Source organism: Microbacterium hydrocarbonoxydans (genome assembly GCF_000956475.1).
GTDB classification, from domain to species: Bacteria; Actinomycetota; Actinomycetes; order Actinomycetales; family Microbacteriaceae; genus Microbacterium; species Microbacterium hydrocarbonoxydans_A.
In genome coordinates this window covers 240,133-256,051 of sequence record NZ_JYJB01000006.1, presented here as the reverse complement: position 1 = coordinate 256,051, position 15,919 = coordinate 240,133, and the positions used below count along the sequence as shown (strand labels likewise).

15 protein-coding genes are annotated in these 15,919 nt (G+C 69.6%); 6 read left to right on the top strand and 9 right to left on the bottom strand.

From position 1 onward, the window contains the following. The first annotated feature begins 4 nt into the window (after window positions 1-4). Window positions 5-1,669: an extracellular solute-binding protein gene (locus RS84_RS04725; protein ID WP_045256598.1), complete on the top strand. Its 1,665-nt coding sequence runs from the start codon at window positions 5-7 to the stop codon at window positions 1,667-1,669. Window positions 1,670-1,750: 81 nt separating this feature from the next. Beyond that, on the top strand, window positions 1,751-2,455 hold the full coding sequence (locus RS84_RS04720; RefSeq protein ID WP_045256597.1) for a DUF624 domain-containing protein: 705 nt from the start codon (window positions 1,751-1,753) through the stop codon (window positions 2,453-2,455). 131 nt (window positions 2,456-2,586) lie between these two features. On the opposite strand, the gene RS84_RS04715 is transcribed toward RS84_RS04720, so the two are convergent. Next, complete coding sequence (locus RS84_RS04715) at window positions 2,587-4,194, bottom strand: amidohydrolase (protein WP_045256596.1); 1,608 nt, start codon at window positions 4,192-4,194, stop codon at window positions 2,587-2,589. Next, window positions 4,191-5,648, bottom strand: coding sequence for a purine-cytosine permease family protein (locus RS84_RS04710; RefSeq protein ID WP_045256595.1), 1,458 nt, complete (start codon window positions 5,646-5,648; stop codon window positions 4,191-4,193). Before RS84_RS04710 ends, RS84_RS04715 begins: the two co-directional genes overlap by 4 nt. Before the next feature lie 104 nt (window positions 5,649-5,752). On the opposite strand from RS84_RS04710, the gene RS84_RS04705 reads away from it, so the two are divergent. Then, a complete protein-coding gene (locus RS84_RS04705; RefSeq protein WP_052676216.1) occupies window positions 5,753-6,778 on the top strand; it encodes a LacI family DNA-binding transcriptional regulator in 1,026 nt (341 codons plus the stop codon). Here RS84_RS04705 and RS84_RS04700 read toward each other — a convergent pair. The 5 genes from RS84_RS04700 to RS84_RS04680 form a co-directional block, all read right to left on the bottom strand. Then, a complete protein-coding gene (locus tag RS84_RS04700; RefSeq protein ID WP_045256594.1) occupies window positions 6,767-7,762 on the bottom strand; it encodes a DNA-methyltransferase in 996 nt (331 codons plus the stop codon). The genes RS84_RS04705 and RS84_RS04700 overlap by 12 nt on opposite strands. A gap of 12 nt (window positions 7,763-7,774) precedes the next feature. Further along, window positions 7,775-8,824 carry a biotin/lipoate A/B protein ligase family protein gene (locus tag RS84_RS04695; RefSeq protein WP_045256593.1) on the bottom strand — a complete coding sequence of 350 codons (1,050 nt, stop codon included), beginning with the start codon at window positions 8,822-8,824 and terminating at the stop codon, window positions 7,775-7,777. 26 nt (window positions 8,825-8,850) lie between these two features. Beyond that, window positions 8,851-9,588, bottom strand: coding sequence for a DUF1684 domain-containing protein (locus tag RS84_RS04690; protein ID WP_045256592.1), 738 nt, complete (start codon window positions 9,586-9,588; stop codon window positions 8,851-8,853). A gap of 106 nt (window positions 9,589-9,694) precedes the next feature. After that, window positions 9,695-10,549: an alpha/beta fold hydrolase gene (locus RS84_RS04685; RefSeq protein ID WP_045256591.1), complete on the bottom strand. Its 855-nt coding sequence runs from the start codon at window positions 10,547-10,549 to the stop codon at window positions 9,695-9,697. 49 nt (window positions 10,550-10,598) lie between these two features. Next, window positions 10,599-11,336: a copper homeostasis protein CutC gene (locus RS84_RS04680; protein WP_045256590.1), complete on the bottom strand. Its 738-nt coding sequence runs from the start codon at window positions 11,334-11,336 to the stop codon at window positions 10,599-10,601. A 73-nt stretch (window positions 11,337-11,409) separates the two neighbouring features. Here RS84_RS04680 and RS84_RS04675 point away from each other — a divergent pair, with 73 nt between their 5' ends. The 3 genes from RS84_RS04675 (at window position 11,410) to RS84_RS19115 (ending at window position 13,666) form a co-directional block, all read left to right on the top strand. Next, window positions 11,410-11,850 (top strand): MarR family winged helix-turn-helix transcriptional regulator, encoded by a 441-nt coding sequence (locus RS84_RS04675; protein WP_045256589.1) that lies wholly within the window; start codon window positions 11,410-11,412, stop codon window positions 11,848-11,850. A 5-nt stretch (window positions 11,851-11,855) separates the two neighbouring features. Next, window positions 11,856-13,172: an MFS transporter gene (locus RS84_RS04670; protein WP_045256588.1), complete on the top strand. Its 1,317-nt coding sequence runs from the start codon at window positions 11,856-11,858 to the stop codon at window positions 13,170-13,172. A 74-nt stretch (window positions 13,173-13,246) separates the two neighbouring features. Next, the gene (locus RS84_RS19115) at window positions 13,247-13,666 is read left to right on the top strand and encodes a hypothetical protein (RefSeq protein ID WP_045256587.1); all 420 of its coding nucleotides are present in this window, start codon (window positions 13,247-13,249) and stop codon (window positions 13,664-13,666) included. A 56-nt stretch (window positions 13,667-13,722) separates the two neighbouring features. On the opposite strand, the gene rocD is transcribed toward RS84_RS19115, so the two are convergent. Then, entirely contained in the window at window positions 13,723-14,979 is a 1,257-nt protein-coding gene (gene rocD, locus RS84_RS04660; RefSeq protein ID WP_045256586.1) for an ornithine--oxo-acid transaminase, read from the bottom strand. After that, window positions 14,976-15,872 (bottom strand): dimethylargininase, encoded by an 897-nt coding sequence (ddaH, locus tag RS84_RS04655; RefSeq protein WP_045256585.1) that lies wholly within the window; start codon window positions 15,870-15,872, stop codon window positions 14,976-14,978. Before ddaH ends, rocD begins: the two co-directional genes overlap by 4 nt. Between the last annotated feature and the right edge of the window lie 47 nt (window positions 15,873-15,919).

Genomic DNA, 15,919 nt, shown 5'->3' with positions numbered 1-15,919 from the left:
CACCATGACCACCACTCGCAGGCGCCTCACGGGCGTCGCCGGCATCGCGGCGTTCGCCGTCGCGCTGGCCGCGTGCACGTCGGCGCCCGCCGACGACACTGCGGAGGCCGGCGGCGTCAAGATCGCCGCCGAGCAGTCCGTCGGCGCCATGGACGACTTCAAGGCCGGAACCACCTTCAAGGCGACGGAGCCGGTCACGTTCTCACTGATGTACCGCGACCACCCCGGCTACCCGGTGAAGGACGACTGGTCGATCTTCCAGCACCTCGCCGACGACCACAACGTGACGTTCTCGCGCACCGACATCCCGATGTCGGACTTCGACCAGAAGAAGTCGCTGCTGATCGGCAGCGGCGAAGCATCCGACATCATCTCCGTGTCCTATTCGGGAACCGAGACCAAATTCGTCTCGGGCGGCGCGATCCTCCCCGTGTCGGACTACCTCGACTACATGCCGAACTTCCAGGAGAAGGTCGAGAAGTGGGACCTCCAGGACGAGCTCGACAACCGCCGTCAGGCCGACGGCAAGATCTATCTGCTGCCGGGGCTGCGCGAGACGCCGAACGTCGAGTACAGCGTCGCGATCCGCGAGGACCTGTGGGAGAAGGCCGGGATCACCGAGGACCCGAAGACCTGGGACGAGTTCGCCGAGCAGCTCGCCGAGGTGCAGAAGGCGAACCCCGAACTCGCCTACGCGATGTCGGATCGATGGACCGACTCGACGCCGCTCGGTTCGCTGCTCAACGTGATGGCACCCAACTACGGCACCGCGGCCGGGTGGCAGTACAACAACACCTGGTACGACGAGGACTCGGAGAAGTACGTCTTCACCGGCACCACGGACGAGTACCGCGACCTGATCACCGATGTGTCTGATCTCGTGTCCGACGGGCTCCTCGACCCCGAGATCACGCAGAGCGACGACCAGGCCGTGCAGAAGTTCATCTCGGGCCAGTCGGCCGCGATCTCCGGCAACACGCAGACGCTCACCGAGTATCGGACGAAGTTCGCGGATGCTGGTCAGCCCGATGTCCCGATCCGCCTGATCTCGATCCCGGCCGGCCCTGCCGGCTCCAACCTCGCCAGCGGTCGCTTCACCTCCGGCCTGATGATCAGCAGCGAGGCCGCCGAGAAGCCGTACTTCAAGGCTCTGCTGCAGTACATCGACTGGCTGTACTACTCCGACGAGGGCATCGAGTTCGCGCAGTGGGGCGTGGAGGGCGAGACCTTCACGAAGGATGCCGACGGCACCCGCAAGCTGATGGACGACATCGGATGGAGCGCGGTGAACGCCGGTGCGCCGAAGAAGCTGAACGCCGACTTCGGCTACAGCAACGGCGTGTTCCTGCCTGCGAACGGATCGTCGAAGGAGCTGCTCCTCTCGCTCATGACCGACGAGGTCGCAGACTGGACCGAGAAGCAGCTGGAATCCAAGAAGCAGCTGCCGGTCGCGCCCGCGCCGCTGCTCGACGAGATCGAGCTCGAGCAGACCTCGCTGCTGCAGACGCAGCTCACGGATGCCGTGCACGCCGCGACCGCCGCGTTCATCACCGGTCAGCGTTCGATCGACTCCGACTGGGACGCGTACGTCACCGAGATCGAGGGGCTCGGTTCCGGCCAGCTCATCGATACGTTCAACACGGCGCTCGAGCGCGCCAAGAGCAAGTAGCGGCCCAGGCTCCGCAGATGTCACGTTCCCGGTCGGGGTCGTGACATCTGCGGGGCCTTCCGGACAGGAGCGGAGAGGGACATGGGCGAGACGAAGAACGAGACGCTCGACGAGGTCGGGCGCGGCCCGCTCTCACGCGGCGCGGCGGTCGTCTATCGGATGCTCGTGCTGGAGGTGCAGCTGCTTCTCGCTACGCTCCCGACGAGCCTCGCGGTGCTGCTCCTCGGCCGCGATCCCTCGAACCTGCCGCTGTTCGTGCTCGCGCTGGTGCCGGTCGCCCCGGCATTCGTCGCCGGCGTCGCCTCCGTCCGCGCGGCTGCGGCGAGTCCCGACCTCGCACCCGGGCGGCACTTCTTCCGTGCCTACCGGCGCGACCTCGTGCCGACGCTGCGCTGGGCGATCCCGGCCACCCTCGTCCTCGCCGTGCTGACCTTCAACCTCACCCATCTCGGCGCCGTGGAGGGCGGGCAGGCTCTCCGCCCGGTGATCCTCCTGATCGTGATGGCAACGCTGGTCTGGTGCGGGCACATGACGGTGCTCACCTCCGCCTTCAGCTTCCGCACCCGCGACGCCGCGCGCATCGCCCTGGCGCAGATCCTGCCGCGCTGGGCCTTCTCCCTCGGCATCCTGTCGCTGCTGGTGATCAGCGCCTTCCTGGTGATCGCGCTCTCCGAGGTCGTCCTGCTGCTGCTCCTGTGGGCGGCAGTCGCTCCCCTCGCTCTCATAGCCCGCCCCGTCATCGATGACGTCACGGCGCGGTTCACGACCTCCCCCAACAGAACCTGATCCCTCCGCAGAAGGAGAGACAGAGATGGGAGAGACAGCCGGATGCCGTCATTCGCGGAACCGAGTTCACGGCATCACTGCCCCCGCAGCGCGTCACGACGTTCGTCGCCTGAGGCGCGGGGCGTCGTCGTTCAGCGGCCGACGGCCTCCCCCGCCACCACCGTCATCTCGACGCGCGAGGTGAGGAACGCCTCGACTCCGTCACGGAACGGGTCGCCGGAGAGCACGAGGAAGTCGGCTGCGGCGCCCGCCCGCAGCACGCCGAGCTCGCCGTCCCAGCGGGCAGCGTAGGCCGCGTCGCGCGTCGCCCGGCGCACGGCGTCCGCGATCGCCATGGCGTTCGCGGGGACGTTCGCCGGCAGCGCCGGGTCGAACGCCGAGCGCCTGGTCGTGGCGACGAAGAGGTTGGGCAGGGGGTCGAAGGGGGCGGTCGGCGCATCCGTGCCGAAGGCCAGCGTCGCGCCGGCCTCGACGAACTCGCGCCACGGGTAGCCTCGCTCGACTCGGTCATCGCCCAGCATCGCCCGCCAGTTCGGCTGGATCGCCGGATCGCAGTGCACGGGCTGCATCGAGGCGACGACTCCCAGCCGGGCCAGGCGCAGCGGCGTCTCGCGGTCGACGGTCTCCAGGTGCTCGAGCCGGTGCCGGCGATCGGCGCGAGGGCCGTTGGCGGCGACGGCCGCCTCGAGCGCGTCGAGCGCCAGAGCGGATGCCGCATCGCCGATCGCGTGCATCGCGACCTGCAGCCCGGCCGCATCCGCCGCCGCCACCACTGCAGAGAGCGAGGGCAGATCCCACAGCGCGTCGGGATGCGAGCCGTCGTGGAACGGATGCCGCATCGCGGCGGTGCAGCTGTCGATCACGCCGTCGACGAACAGCTTGATGCCGGTGATGCGCAGCCACGGCCCCGAGTGGCGGGCAGCGAGCTCCGCCGCCCGTGCGACACCAGCGAGATCGCCCTCGGATGTCGCCGTGCGATTCACGACCCAGTGCCCTGCGACGCGCAGCGGCAGCGTGCCGCCGCGCCGCCTCTGCACCGCCTCGAGTGCGCGCAGCTCCGGCTCGCCCAGCCCCATGTCGACGGCCGCGGTGACCCCGGCGGCCAGATACGCATCGAGTGCGGCCTCGAGCGACTGCTCGCGCTCTCCATCCGAGACGATCTCGTCGAGCCGGTCGCGCATCAGGCCGAGCGAGGCGTTCTCCCACAGCATCCCGGTCGCCGTCCCTGCCGAATCGCGCTCGATCCTGCCTCCCATCGGATCGGGCGTGGCGTCATCGATGCCCAGCTCGGCGAGGGCCGCGCTGTTCACCCAGGCCGAGTGGCTGTCGTTCGCGTGCAGATACACCGGACGGTCGGCGATCACGGCGTCGATCATGTCGCGGTGCGGCTTCGCCCCCTCGAGCGCCGAGAACAGCCAGCTGCGTCCGACGATGCGAGCAGCATCCGACTCCTGCGCGGCCGCAGCCAGCCGGCGCTGGATCTCGGCGAGATCCGCGGCATCCTGAAGGTCCACCTGCCCGAGCGACTCGCCCATCGAGACGAGATGCGTGTGCGCGTCGACGATGCCGGGCAGCACGAGCCGTCCCTCGAGCTCGACGACCTCGTCGGCCGGAAGGGCCGATGCGGTCGCGGCATCCCCGACGAACACGATCCGCCCGTCGCGCACGACCAGGGATTCGGCCCACGCCACGTCATCCGAGGTGAAGATCGCGCCCCCGCGATAGTGGACGGTGCTCACAGGGACTCCTTCGATCGGGCAGAGGTGCGCACGAGCACCAGGTACAGGGCGAACGGCACGATGAGGCCGACCGGAACGGACAGGTCGATGCCTCCGAGGGCCGCGGCGATCGGGCCGACGAACACGAGCGTCGAGCTGCACATGAGAGCTGCTGCGATGCCGACCAGGACCGACACCGCGCCGGCGATGTGCACGCCGCCAGAGAACCAGTACCGGCTCCCGTGCGACTCGTCGGCGAGCGCCGCGCCGTCGTAGCGGTTGCGGCGCCACAGCATGTCGGCGAGGTACACGCCCATCACGGGCGCGAGCACGGAGACCGCGAGCTGCAGGGCGCTCGACACGCTGTCGAGGAAGTTCCAGACCAGCAGGGCGAACAGCGTCATCAGGACGCCGACGATGCCGTCGAGCAGCACCGTGCGGGTGCGAGGCAGACGGATGCCGACGGCCTGCAGCGCGAGGCCCGAGCTGTACGCGGTCATCGCGTTGTTCGCGATCGTGCCCACGATCACGGACACCAGGAAGATCGGCGCGAACCAATCGGGCAGGAACTGCTCGAGTCCCGCCTCCGGGTCGCTCATGTCGACCGACGACGCGGCGAGCACACCCACGAAGGTGGCGAGGACGCTGGGGATGACCATGCCCAGGCTCGTCCACAGCGCCACGTCGCGCACGCGGGTGGACTGCGGAAGGTAACGGGCGAAGTCGGCGCTGTTGGTGTACGAGAGCGGGCCTGATGCCACGAGAGCGATGCCGGCGCTCATCATGACGGCGAGGTCCATGCCCTCGAGGGGCGCGGCGGGAGCGAAGCTCCACTGGGCCCCGCTGACGACGAACACCGCCATGACGACGAAGATCAGCGCGAGCACGGCGGCCAGCGGCTGGTAGAGCCGCATGATCAGCCCGTGCCCGTAGATGCTGATGATCATGGTCGCCGCGGCGATGACGATCGCGCTGATCGCGATGGTCCATGCGGTCGCCGGCACCCCCACGCGGGAGAGCAGGCCGACCATCACCGTGGTGGCGGCGGCCCAGTTGATCGCGAGGTAGCTCACGCTGATCAGCCACCCCGCGACCGCGACGTTCACCCGGTTGCCGTTCACTCCGTACATGGCACGCGTGATGACCTCGCTCGGCGTTCCGGCCGCGGGCCCGGACGCGGCGATGATGCCGGTGATGATCGAGAACAGGTTGCCGACCACGATCGCGATGAGCGCCTGCCAGATGCTCAGTCCCATGAGCACGAGCGAGGCCCCGATCACGACCGCGAGGAAGTTGACGTTGGGCGCCGCCCACACGGCGAACAGGTCGCGGGCGCGTCCGCGCCGCTCCGCATTCGGGATGTAGTCGATCCCGTGGGTCTCGACGCGCGTCGCGCTGTCGTTCGCGGCGGCGGTGCGCGTGATCGCCGTGGGGTCGGGTGCGGATGCCGCGGTGTCGGGTGTCACCTGTGACATGGGTTCCTCCAAGTTCTGCGTGCGACGCCTTCGTCGCGCCTGATTGGACACGCTAGGCACCCAAAACGATTTGGACAAGGATTTCTCGGGAGTATTCTGTGCGCATGGCCCGAACGCGAGCGACGATCCGCGATGTCGCGCGCCGGGCAGGGGTGTCGTCCACGACCGTGTCGCACACGTTCTCGGGCAACGGTGTCGTCAACGAGCAGACCCAGGAGCGCGTGCGCGCCGCGGCATCCGCCCTCGGCTACCACCCCGATGTCGTCGCCAGCGGATTGCGCAGCAGCCGCCTCGGCGTGATCGGACTCGTGCTGCGCCCGGCGGTCGGGCCCGAGCCGCACCAGCTCGGCGACGTCGACTATTTCCCGCGCTTCGCAGGCGCCGCGGCTCTCACCTCTCTCGGGCACGGATACGCGCTCATGCTCGTCGCCGACCCGGTCGTTCCGGGGGCTTCGCGCACGGCATATGCCTGCGACGGCATCATCGTCACCGATCCGGTGGGGAACGATCCGCTCACGGCGGCCATGCGCTCGAGCGGCATGCCGTACGTGCTCGTCGGACGCGATGTCGCCGACCCCGACGACCCGCACGTGATCGACATCGCGACCGCGCACATCGTCGACCGCGTGCTCGACCACCTCGCCGCGGCCGGCGGCACCCGGCCGGCGCTGATCGTCGGCACGGATGCGATCGAATGGAACCTCGCGACCGAGAGCAGGTACCGGGAGCGGATGCTGTCGGCGCGCCTGCCGGCGACCGTGCTGCGCGTTCCGGAGCGAGCCTCTCGATCGGAGGCCGGCCTGGCCGCCGACGAGCTGCTCTCCCTGCCCGAGCCCGCTGACGCCGTGTACTGCCTGACCAGCGATCATGCGCGCGGGGTCGTCGAGCGACTGGTCGAGCGGGGCGTGCGTGTGCCTGAGGACGTCGTGGTGATGTGCGGATCGGATGCCGAGTGCCTGCGTGCGCTGTCGCCGACGATCTCGACCGTCGACCTGCTGCCGGAGGCCCTGGGCCGGCAGGCGGCCGCCGCACTGCTGCGTCAGCTCGAGCCGGATCTCGCTGTGACGGCACCCGAACCCGAGCACGGCCGACTCATCGTGCGGGAGTCGACGAGCCGCTCAGGACGCTGAGCCAGGCACGGCGACCTCAGCGTGCGGCATCCGCTCCTTCATGATGCGCACCGCCTCGGGGTTGTCGTCGACGAGCACCACGTCGCGGCCGAGGGCCGAGGCGACGGCGCCGGTCGTCCCGGAGCCGGCGAACAGGTCGAGCACGCGGTCGCCGGGGCGGCTCGACGCGGTCACGATGCGCCGGAGGATGCCCTCGGGCTTCTGCGTCGGGTATCCCGTCTTCTCGCGTCCGGTCGTCGGGACGATGGTGTGCCACCAGACGTCGGTGGGGAGCTTGCCCCGCGCCGCCTTCTCGGGCGTGACCAGCCCCGGCGCCATGTAGGGCTCCCGATCGACCTCGTCGGAGTTGAACACGTAGGTCCGCGGGTTCTTCACGTACACGAGGATCGTGTCGTGCTTGGTGGGCCAGCGGCGTCGCGACTTGGCTCCGTAGTCGTATGCCCAGATCAGCTCGTTCAGGAACGAATCGCGACCGAACACCGCGTCGAGCATGACCTTGGCGTAGTGCGCCTCGCGATAGTCGAGGTGAAGATACAGCGTGCCGTGGTCGGCGAGCAGCCGCCAGGCCTCCTCGAGCCGCGGCATCAGGAAATCGCCGTAGTCGTCGAACCGGTCGTCGTAGGTGCGCAGCATGCCGCGCACGCGCTCATAGGCATGCCCGTGGAACCCGTGGCGGATCTCGGCAGGCGGCTCCGCCGGTTCGGCCGGCTCGTCCGCTTCGCGTTCATAACTCAGGACATCCGGGGCGGCATCCGCCGATTCCGCCGCTTCCGCCCCTGATTCCGCCGATTCTTCCTGAGTTGTGAACCTCCGGCGGGCGGTGACGACCTGCCGTTCGCGGGCGCGGCCGGTGTTGAACGGCGGGTCGAGGTAGATCAGGGTGAACGATCCGGACTCCAGGGATGCCGCGACGGCGAGGTTGTCGCCCTCGATGATGGTGACGGCACCGCAGGGCGTCTCGTCGCGTTCGACGACCGAGGTCACGGGACCCTGCGCTCAGGGGACACGGTGCAGCCACGCGTCGGTGGCGAACTTCGACTCGACGAGCGCCTCGGCCTCGGCGTACTCGTCGGCGGAGATGGTTCCGTCCTCCGCCGATGTCAGCGAGCGGAACGTGTCGATGAAGCGATCGATGATCTCGGCGCGCGCGAGCCCGGTCTGACTGCGAAGCGGATCCACCCGCTTGGCCGCAGACGCGGTGCCCTTGTCGCTGAGCTTCTCGCGCCCGATCCGCAGCACCTCGGTCATGGTCTGACCGTCGATGTCATACGACAGCGTCGCGTGGTGCAGCACGCCGCCGTTCGCGAGACGCTTCTGGGCGGCGCCGCCGATCTTGCCGCTCGAGGAGGCGATGTCGTTGAGCGGCTGGTAGACCGCGTCGATGCCGAGCGAGCGCAGCGCCTGCAGCACCCAGTCGTCGAGGAACGCGTAGGAGTCGGCGAAGGTCATGCCCGCCACGAGGGATGCCGGCACGTACAGCGAGTACGTGATGATCTGCCCCGCGGCCATGAGCATCGCTCCGCCGCCGGAGATGCGCCGCACGACGTCGAAGCCGTGCCTGGTCGCGCCCTCGGGGTCGACCTCGTTGCGGTACGACTGGAAGGACCCGATCACGACCGCCGACTGGTCCCATTCCCAGATGCGCAGCGTCGGCCTGCGGCGCCCCTCGCCGACGCGCGAGGTGAGCACCTCGTCGAGAGCGAGGTTCATGCGAGGGGAGACGGCCTTCTCATGCACGATCTCCCAGTCGAAGTCGCGCCAGCCGGGGGCCGTCACCAGGGCCCGGCGGACAGCGGTGCCGACCGCCTCGGGCGTGAATCCGAGCAGCTGCGCGCCCTCGGGCAGCGCCGCGCGCACCGCTGCGGCGATGGCCGTGGCATCCGCCTGCTCGGGAAGCCCCTCGATCGCCGCGTTGATGTCGTCGAGAGCCGTGTCGGGCTCGAGGAAGAAGTCGCCGGCGAGGCGGACGTCTTCGAGCTTTCCGTCGATCACCTCGAGGTCGACGACGACGAGCTTTCCACCAGGAACCTTGAATTCACCGTGCACGGTTCCAGCTTAAGGCGCGGCCGGGCTCAGCCGCCGAGGACCACCGCCCGCTCCCCCGCCCTGATCGAGCTCGTGTACCGGTTCTCATCCGGCGGCTGAGGGCAGAGGTACTGGTCCGAGAACGCGCACGGCGGCAGATACGCCCGGTTGAAGTCGATCCAGGCGCGCCCGTCCGGGGCGGGCTCTTCGACAGTGAGGAACCGGAACCGGTAGGTCTCTATGCCGTTCGTCCCGTCGGCGAAGACCGCGCTGAGAGCCCCCTGCCCGTTGCGCGTGACGACGAGAGATCTGGGGATGCCGTCGAGCTCGAACCGGAGGCGCCCGGCGATCTCCGACTCATGCTGTCGTCCGTCGACCGCCGTGATCGTGATGATCTCGCCCTGTGCCGGCTCGAACACCGCGGCGATGCGCCACCCCTCCCTGGGCGGATAGGCGTCGATCGCACTGAACCGCTCGCGCTGGGGTCGCCGGGGGTTGAACACCCGCAGCGCCAGGTCGCCGCGACGGTCGAAGACCCGCAGCTCGCGGCGGCCGAACCTGATGGTCTCGGCGCCCCGCAGCGTCACGACCGCCCCCGACGCGCCGAGCTCGCTGCCCCGGATCGCCCCGTCGCCGGTGAGCGCCCAGAGCCCCGGCACCCCCTCGACCGCCGCGGGTTCGGTGATCAGCCAGTTCGTCGACTCCAGCGCGGCCGGGCCGTACTCCGCTCCGGCGTATCCCTCGCGTGCACGGTGCCACTCGCGCCATTCGTTCTCGAAGCTCATCAGCACCTCCCTCTCGCCGCGAATCTATGACGCGAGAGGTGGCGGCGACGCGGGTGGCGTCACGCAGGATCACCCGACGTAATGACGGGACTCCGAACGAAATGTTTCAGCGGCGGGGAATGCGCGTGTCGAGCCAGGCGAGGAGGTCCGCGCGCACCTCGGACTGCTGCAGCTCGTTGAAGATCTCGTGACGGGCGTCGGGGTAGACGAGCGTCGTGACGTCGGTGAGACCCGATCGGGTGCGGTACTCGTCAGCGAGCTTGTGCACGCTGCGGGGGCCGCCGACCGGGTCGTCACGGCCGACCATGAGAAGCAACGGGACGTCGCGCCCGAGATCTCGGCGCGGACGACCGTAGAGCCGCGCAGCCTCGATGGGCCCGAAGAGCTTCAGCAGCGGCACGTCGGTCGTGAGCGGGTCGTCCGAGAACTCCTTCCACACGGCCGGGTCGCGGCTGAGCCACTCCAGCCCTGTGGCATCCTGCGCCTTCCAGCGGGCGTTGAGCGGTGCGGCGTTCAGCGACGCGGGCGTGCGCAGCGCCGAGCCCGACAGGATCACGGCATCCCACGCCTCGGGGTGGTCGTTCACGAGCATCTGCGCGAGGAACGATCCCCACGAGTGCCCGAGCAGCACGAGCGGCAGGTCGGGATGCTCTTCGCGGATGATCCCGGTGAGCTGCCAGATCGCCTCCTTGGCGGCGCGGATGCCGCCCTTGCCCAGCCTGCCGAGCTTCGCCGGGTGGTTGTGCTGGCGGATGCCGGTGCGCCCGTGCCCGCGGTGGTCGTCGGCGTAGACGATGAATCCGGCCCGGGTGAGCGAGGCGATCAGCGCCCCGTAGCGGCCGGCATGCTCGCCGACCCCGTGCAGCAGCTGCACGACCCCTCGCGCCTCACCCGCCGCGGGGTGGACGTCGTAGACGATGGCGATGCCGTGGGAATCCGTGAACTCTCTGGTCTCCGTCACCCACCCACCATACGACCCTGCGCCCGCTCAGCGCCGTGCAGGACGCAGTTCAGCGCGACAGGGCGTCTTTCACCGACTGCGCGGTCGCGAGGTCTGTCACCTCGTAGCCCCCGATCCCGTCCGCCGCCGACCCCATCCGCACGCCACCGTCGCCACGCACGGTGCGCTTGGCCGAGAAGTGCAGCGCGTCGACGCCGGTGTCGACGAGGGCCGGAGCGGATGCGGCATCCACCCCGCTTCCCGCCATGATCTCGATCTCTCCCTCCGCGGCCGCCACGAGAGCGCGCAGCGTGTCGATCCCCTCGACCGCGGTCGACGCGCCACCCGAGGTGAGCACACGGCGAAGGCCCAGCGACCGGGCCGCCGCGAGGGTTACGAGCGGATCGGCGGAGACGTCGATTGCCCGGTGCAGGGTGACGGATGCTCCGCCCGCCGCGTCTCGAAGCCGGGCCATGGCCTGGAGGTCGAGGACACCGGTCCCATCGAGTGCGCCGATCACGACGCCGTGCGCCCCGGCCGCGACCGCTCGGCGCACGTCGAGCTCGGTCAGCGCGAGCTCCTCGGCGTCGTAGTGGAACCCTCCGGCGCGGGGCCGTACGAGCACGTGCACCTCGACACCGGCGTCGGCGGCGACAGCGAGGCACAGTTCGAGGGTGGCGGGCGAGGGCGTGAGCCCGCCGAGCGCGAGCCCCTGTGCGAGCTCGACCCGCACGGCGCCGACCGCGCCCGCGACACGGACGCCCGCAGGGTCCTGCACGGCGATCTCCAGGGCGGGGGTGTGCGGCATTCTCCCATTGTCGCGCGCCCGCGGCCGTCCTCCTCTTCCCTGCGGCGAGAATTTTACTTAGACTGTCTAAGTAATGTCTGCATCCAACGAAGCCCTGTCCGTCACGGCCGCAGACCTGCGCCTCGCCACGTTCCGTCTGGCCCGACGACTTCGATGCGTCCGCGTGGCCGACGCGATGAGCGATGCGCAGCTCGGAGTCCTGATGACCCTGCGTCTGCACGGACGCCGCACGATCACCGCCCTCGCGGAGCGCGAGCGGGTCACCGCCCCCTCGATGACGAGCCTGATCAACGGCCTCGAGGAGCAGGGTCTCGTCACCCGCACCGTCGACGACCACGACCGGCGCCGCGTGCAGGTCGACGTGACTCCTGCCGGCATCGACATCGTCGAGCGGACCATGCAGCGCCGCGACGAGCTTCTCATCGATGCGATGCAGCACCTGGAGCTCACTGCGGACGAGGTGCACACGCTGCGCGACGCGGCTGCGCTGATGTGGAAGCTGGCCGAGCGATGAGCGGGATGTTCCGGTCGTTCGCGAACGTCAACTACCGCATCTGGTTCGCGGGCGCGCTGGTGTCGAACATCGGCGGGTGGATGCAGTCGACCGCCCAGGACTGGGTCGTCCTCACCGAGCTGACGAACAACGACGCCGCGGCGATGGGCGCCACGATGGCCCTGCAGTTCGGCCCGCCGCTGGTGCTGGTGAGCCTGACCGGATGGGTCGCAGACCGTTTCGACCGTCGCCGCATCCTGCTCGTCACGCAGAGCCTGCTGCTGCTGCTCGCGATCGCGGTCGGCGTGCTGCTGCTCACCGACGTCATGACCCTGCCGATGATGTTCTGCTTCGCCGCCGGATTCGGCGTCGTGAACGCATTCGACGCCCCTGCGCGGCAGGCGTTCGTCTCCGACATGGTGTCGACCGGAGACACCTCGAACGCGGTCGCCCTGAACTCGGCGTCGTTCAACATGGCGCGGATGATCGGCCCGGCCGTGGGCGGGCTGCTGATCGTCGCGATCGGGTCGGGCTGGGTGTTCGTCGTGAACGCCGCGACGTTCCTCGCGATGATCGTGGCGCTCCTGATCATGCGGCAGGGTCAGCTCGCGCCGCGCCTCAAGAACCGCAGCCGCGGGGGTCTCGCCGCAGGCTTCCGCTACGTGTGGGGGCGCAGCGACCTGCGGGTGGTGTTCGTGACGGTGTTCCTGATCGGCGCCTTCGGCATGAACTTCCCCATCTTCGCCTCGACCATGGCGATCGAGTTCGGCGCGGGCGCGGACGGCTACGGCGTGCTCAGCTCGATCCTCGCGATCGGATCGCTCACCGGCGCGCTGCTCGCGGCACGCCGTGAGCGGGCGCGCGTGCGGGTGGTCGTGCTCGCCGCCGGCGGCTTCGGGGTGTTCGCGTTCGTCTCTGCCTCGATGCCGACCTACGCCGCATACGCCGTGACGCTGATGTTCACGGGCTTCACGATCGTCACGCTGCTCACGACCGCGAACGGCTACGTGCAGACCACGACCGACCCGGCTCTCCGCGGACGAGTGCTCGCCCTCTACATGGCGGTCATCATGGGGTCGACGCCGGTCGGCGCCCCGATCGCGGGCTGGGTGGCGGATGCTTTCGGCCCCCGAACGGCGATCATGCTCGGCGGTGTCGCCGGGCTCCTCGCCTGCGCCATCGGGCTGACCTGGATGCTCACGAGCGGTCGCCTGCGCCGCGACGAGAGCCGGCGTTTCCTGGTCACACTCGACGAGACGCGACCGATCGAGGTCGTCGACCCGGTCGAGTTCAGCGACGAGGCAGCCGCGACCACCCCGATCCGCACCGCCAAGAACGACTGAGGCGACGCAGATCACGACGTCCTCCGGTGTCAACCCCCTCATCCGTCCGGCATCCGCGGCGTACCGTCTGCCGCATGGACGAGAACATGGAACGCACACCTCACCCCGAGGACCCGGCCGAGGGCGCGCCCGACGTGGACGGCGCGGACCGCGCTTCGCATGACGGCGACCCCGACCGCATCCCGGAGCACAACACGGCCCCCGACGGATACGCGGGCGATGACGGCGCACACGAAGGCGCTCTGCAGGGCGACAGCTGGCCCGAAGACGCGACGGGCGGCGCGATCCAGGGAGACAGCGGCGCGGGAGGCACCGGCGGAGCCATTCAGGGCGACAGCTCAGAAGGCGGAACCGGCGGGGCGATCCAGGGCGATGCCGACCCGGAGCGCAGGACCTCTCTCGGCGGCGACGAGAGCACCGAGGAGCAGCTGGGCGCCGACAACGAGGTCGAGGAGGACAGCCTGAAGACCCTCGACCCCGACGATCCTGCCTGATCCGTCGGACCGAGCTGCCGGTGGCGGCAGGGCCTCTGCCCGCCACCGGCTGGGGATCAGCGCTCGAGAACGAGCCGCAGCTGCTCGACCGCCCAGTCGAGTTCGGTCGCGCGCACCACGATGGGCGGCGCGATGCGGATGGTCTGACCGTGCGTGTCCTTCACGAGCACGCCGCGCTCGAGCAGCTTCTCGGCGATCTCCCGACCGGTTCCGAGAGCCGGATCGATGTCGACTCCCGCCCACAGTCCCGCGATGCGGACCGCGGTGACACCGTGCCCGATCAGCGACTCCAGCGAGGTCGCCAGATGGGCGCCCAGCGCGCGGGCGCGCTCCTGCACCTCGCCGCTCTCGAGCATCTCCACCACGCGCAGGCCGACGGCCGCGGCCAGAGGGTTTCCGCCGAAGGTCGAGCCGTGCTCGCCGGGCCGGATGACGCCCAGCACATCGCTGTCGCCGACGACGGCCGAGACGGGCAGAAGCCCGCCGCCGAGCGCCTTGCCGAGCAGGTAGAGGTCGGGCACGACGCCTTCGCGATCGCACGCGAACGTCTCCCCCACGCGGCCGAGACCCGACTGGATCTCGTCGGCGATGAACAGCACGTTCTTCTCGTCGCAGATCTCGCGGATGCGGCGCAGGTAGCCGTCCGGCGGGATGATCACGCCACCCTCGCCCTGGATCGGCTCGAGAAGCACCGCGGCGGTGTCGTCGGTGATCGCGGCGGCGACGGCATCCGCATCGCCATAGGGCACCACGTCGAATCCGGGCGTGTACGGCCCGAAATCGTCGCGCGCCTGCTCGTCGTCGCTGAAGCTCACGATCGTCGTGGTGCGGCCGTGGAAGTTCCCTGCGGCGACGATGATGCGCGCGCGGTCCTCGGCGATGCCCTTGACGCGGTAGCCCCATGCGCGGGCGACCTTGATGCCGGTCTCGACCGCTTCGGCGCCCGTGTTCATCGGAAGGACCAGGTCCTTGCCGCACAGCGTCGCGAGCGCCGCGGCGAACGGCTCGAGTCGGTCGCTCATGAACGCGCGGCTGGTCAGGGTCACCCGCCCGAGCTGCTCGGTGAGCGCGGCGACGAGGGCGGGATGCCGGTGACCGAAGTTCACGGCCGAGTAGGCCGCGAGCAGGTCGAGGTACCGCTTGCCCTCGACGTCGGTCACCCACGCGCCCTCAGCGCGCGCGATGTTGACGGGCAGCGGGTTGTAGTTGCGGGCGACGTGCTCCTCGACTCCCTGGGTCGCTGAGCCCGCGTCCTGGGTCGCTGAGCCCGCCCCCTGGGTCGCTGAGCCCGTCGAAGCGCCCGCGGTCGTCACTTCGCACCGCGCAGTTCGAGGGTGCAGCACTTGATGCCGCCCCCGCCGAGCAGCAGCTCGGACAGGTCGATGAGGATCGGGTTGTAGCCGCGGTCGCGCAGCTGCACCTCGAAGCCCTTCGCGCGCGGCGAGATGATCACGTTGTACCCGTCGCTCGCCGAGTTCAGGCCGAAGACCGATCCGTCCTCATCAGAGACGAGGATCGCGTCGGGGAAGCGCTCTTCGAGGACCGCACGACTGGCGTCGTCGAACGCGCCGGGCAGGTAGGCGATGTTGGCGTGCTCCGGGCCGCCGTTCTCAGCGCCCTGCACGGGATCGAGCACCGCGATCGCGGTGTCGAGGTGGTAGAAGCGCGGGTCGACGAGGTTCAGCGAGACGACCTCGCGGCCGAACACCTCGCCGACTTCGCGGTGGCTGTCGCCCGTCGAGCGGAAGCCGGTGCCCGCCAGGATCACGTCGCCGACGAGCAGGAAGTCGCCTTCGCCCTCGTTGACCTCCTCGGGGATGATCGTGTCGTAGCCTGCTGCGCGGAACCACTCGGCGAAGGCCGGGGCTTCGCCGGCGCGCTCCTCGAATCGGAACTTCGGCACATAGGCGCGCCCGTCGATCAGGAACCCGCCGTTGGCCGTGTAGACCATGTCGGGGTATCCGGCGAGCGGCTCGATCAGCTCGACCTCGTGCCCGAGCTCGAGGTACAGGTCGTAGAGCTTCTGCCACTGCGCGACAGCCTTCGCGGTGTCGGTCGGCTTGGCGGGCTCCATCCACGGGTTGATCGAGTAGTTCACCGTGAAGAACTCCGGCTTGCACATCAGGTAGCGACGGTGATGCGCGGTGCGGGTGGGAGCCCCTGTGGGGCTCTGAGCCTGTCGAAGGGTGGTTTCAGGCGTCGACATGGTGCTCCTTGAGAGACAGGTGCGGCGGACGCTGTCCAGGGGCCCGG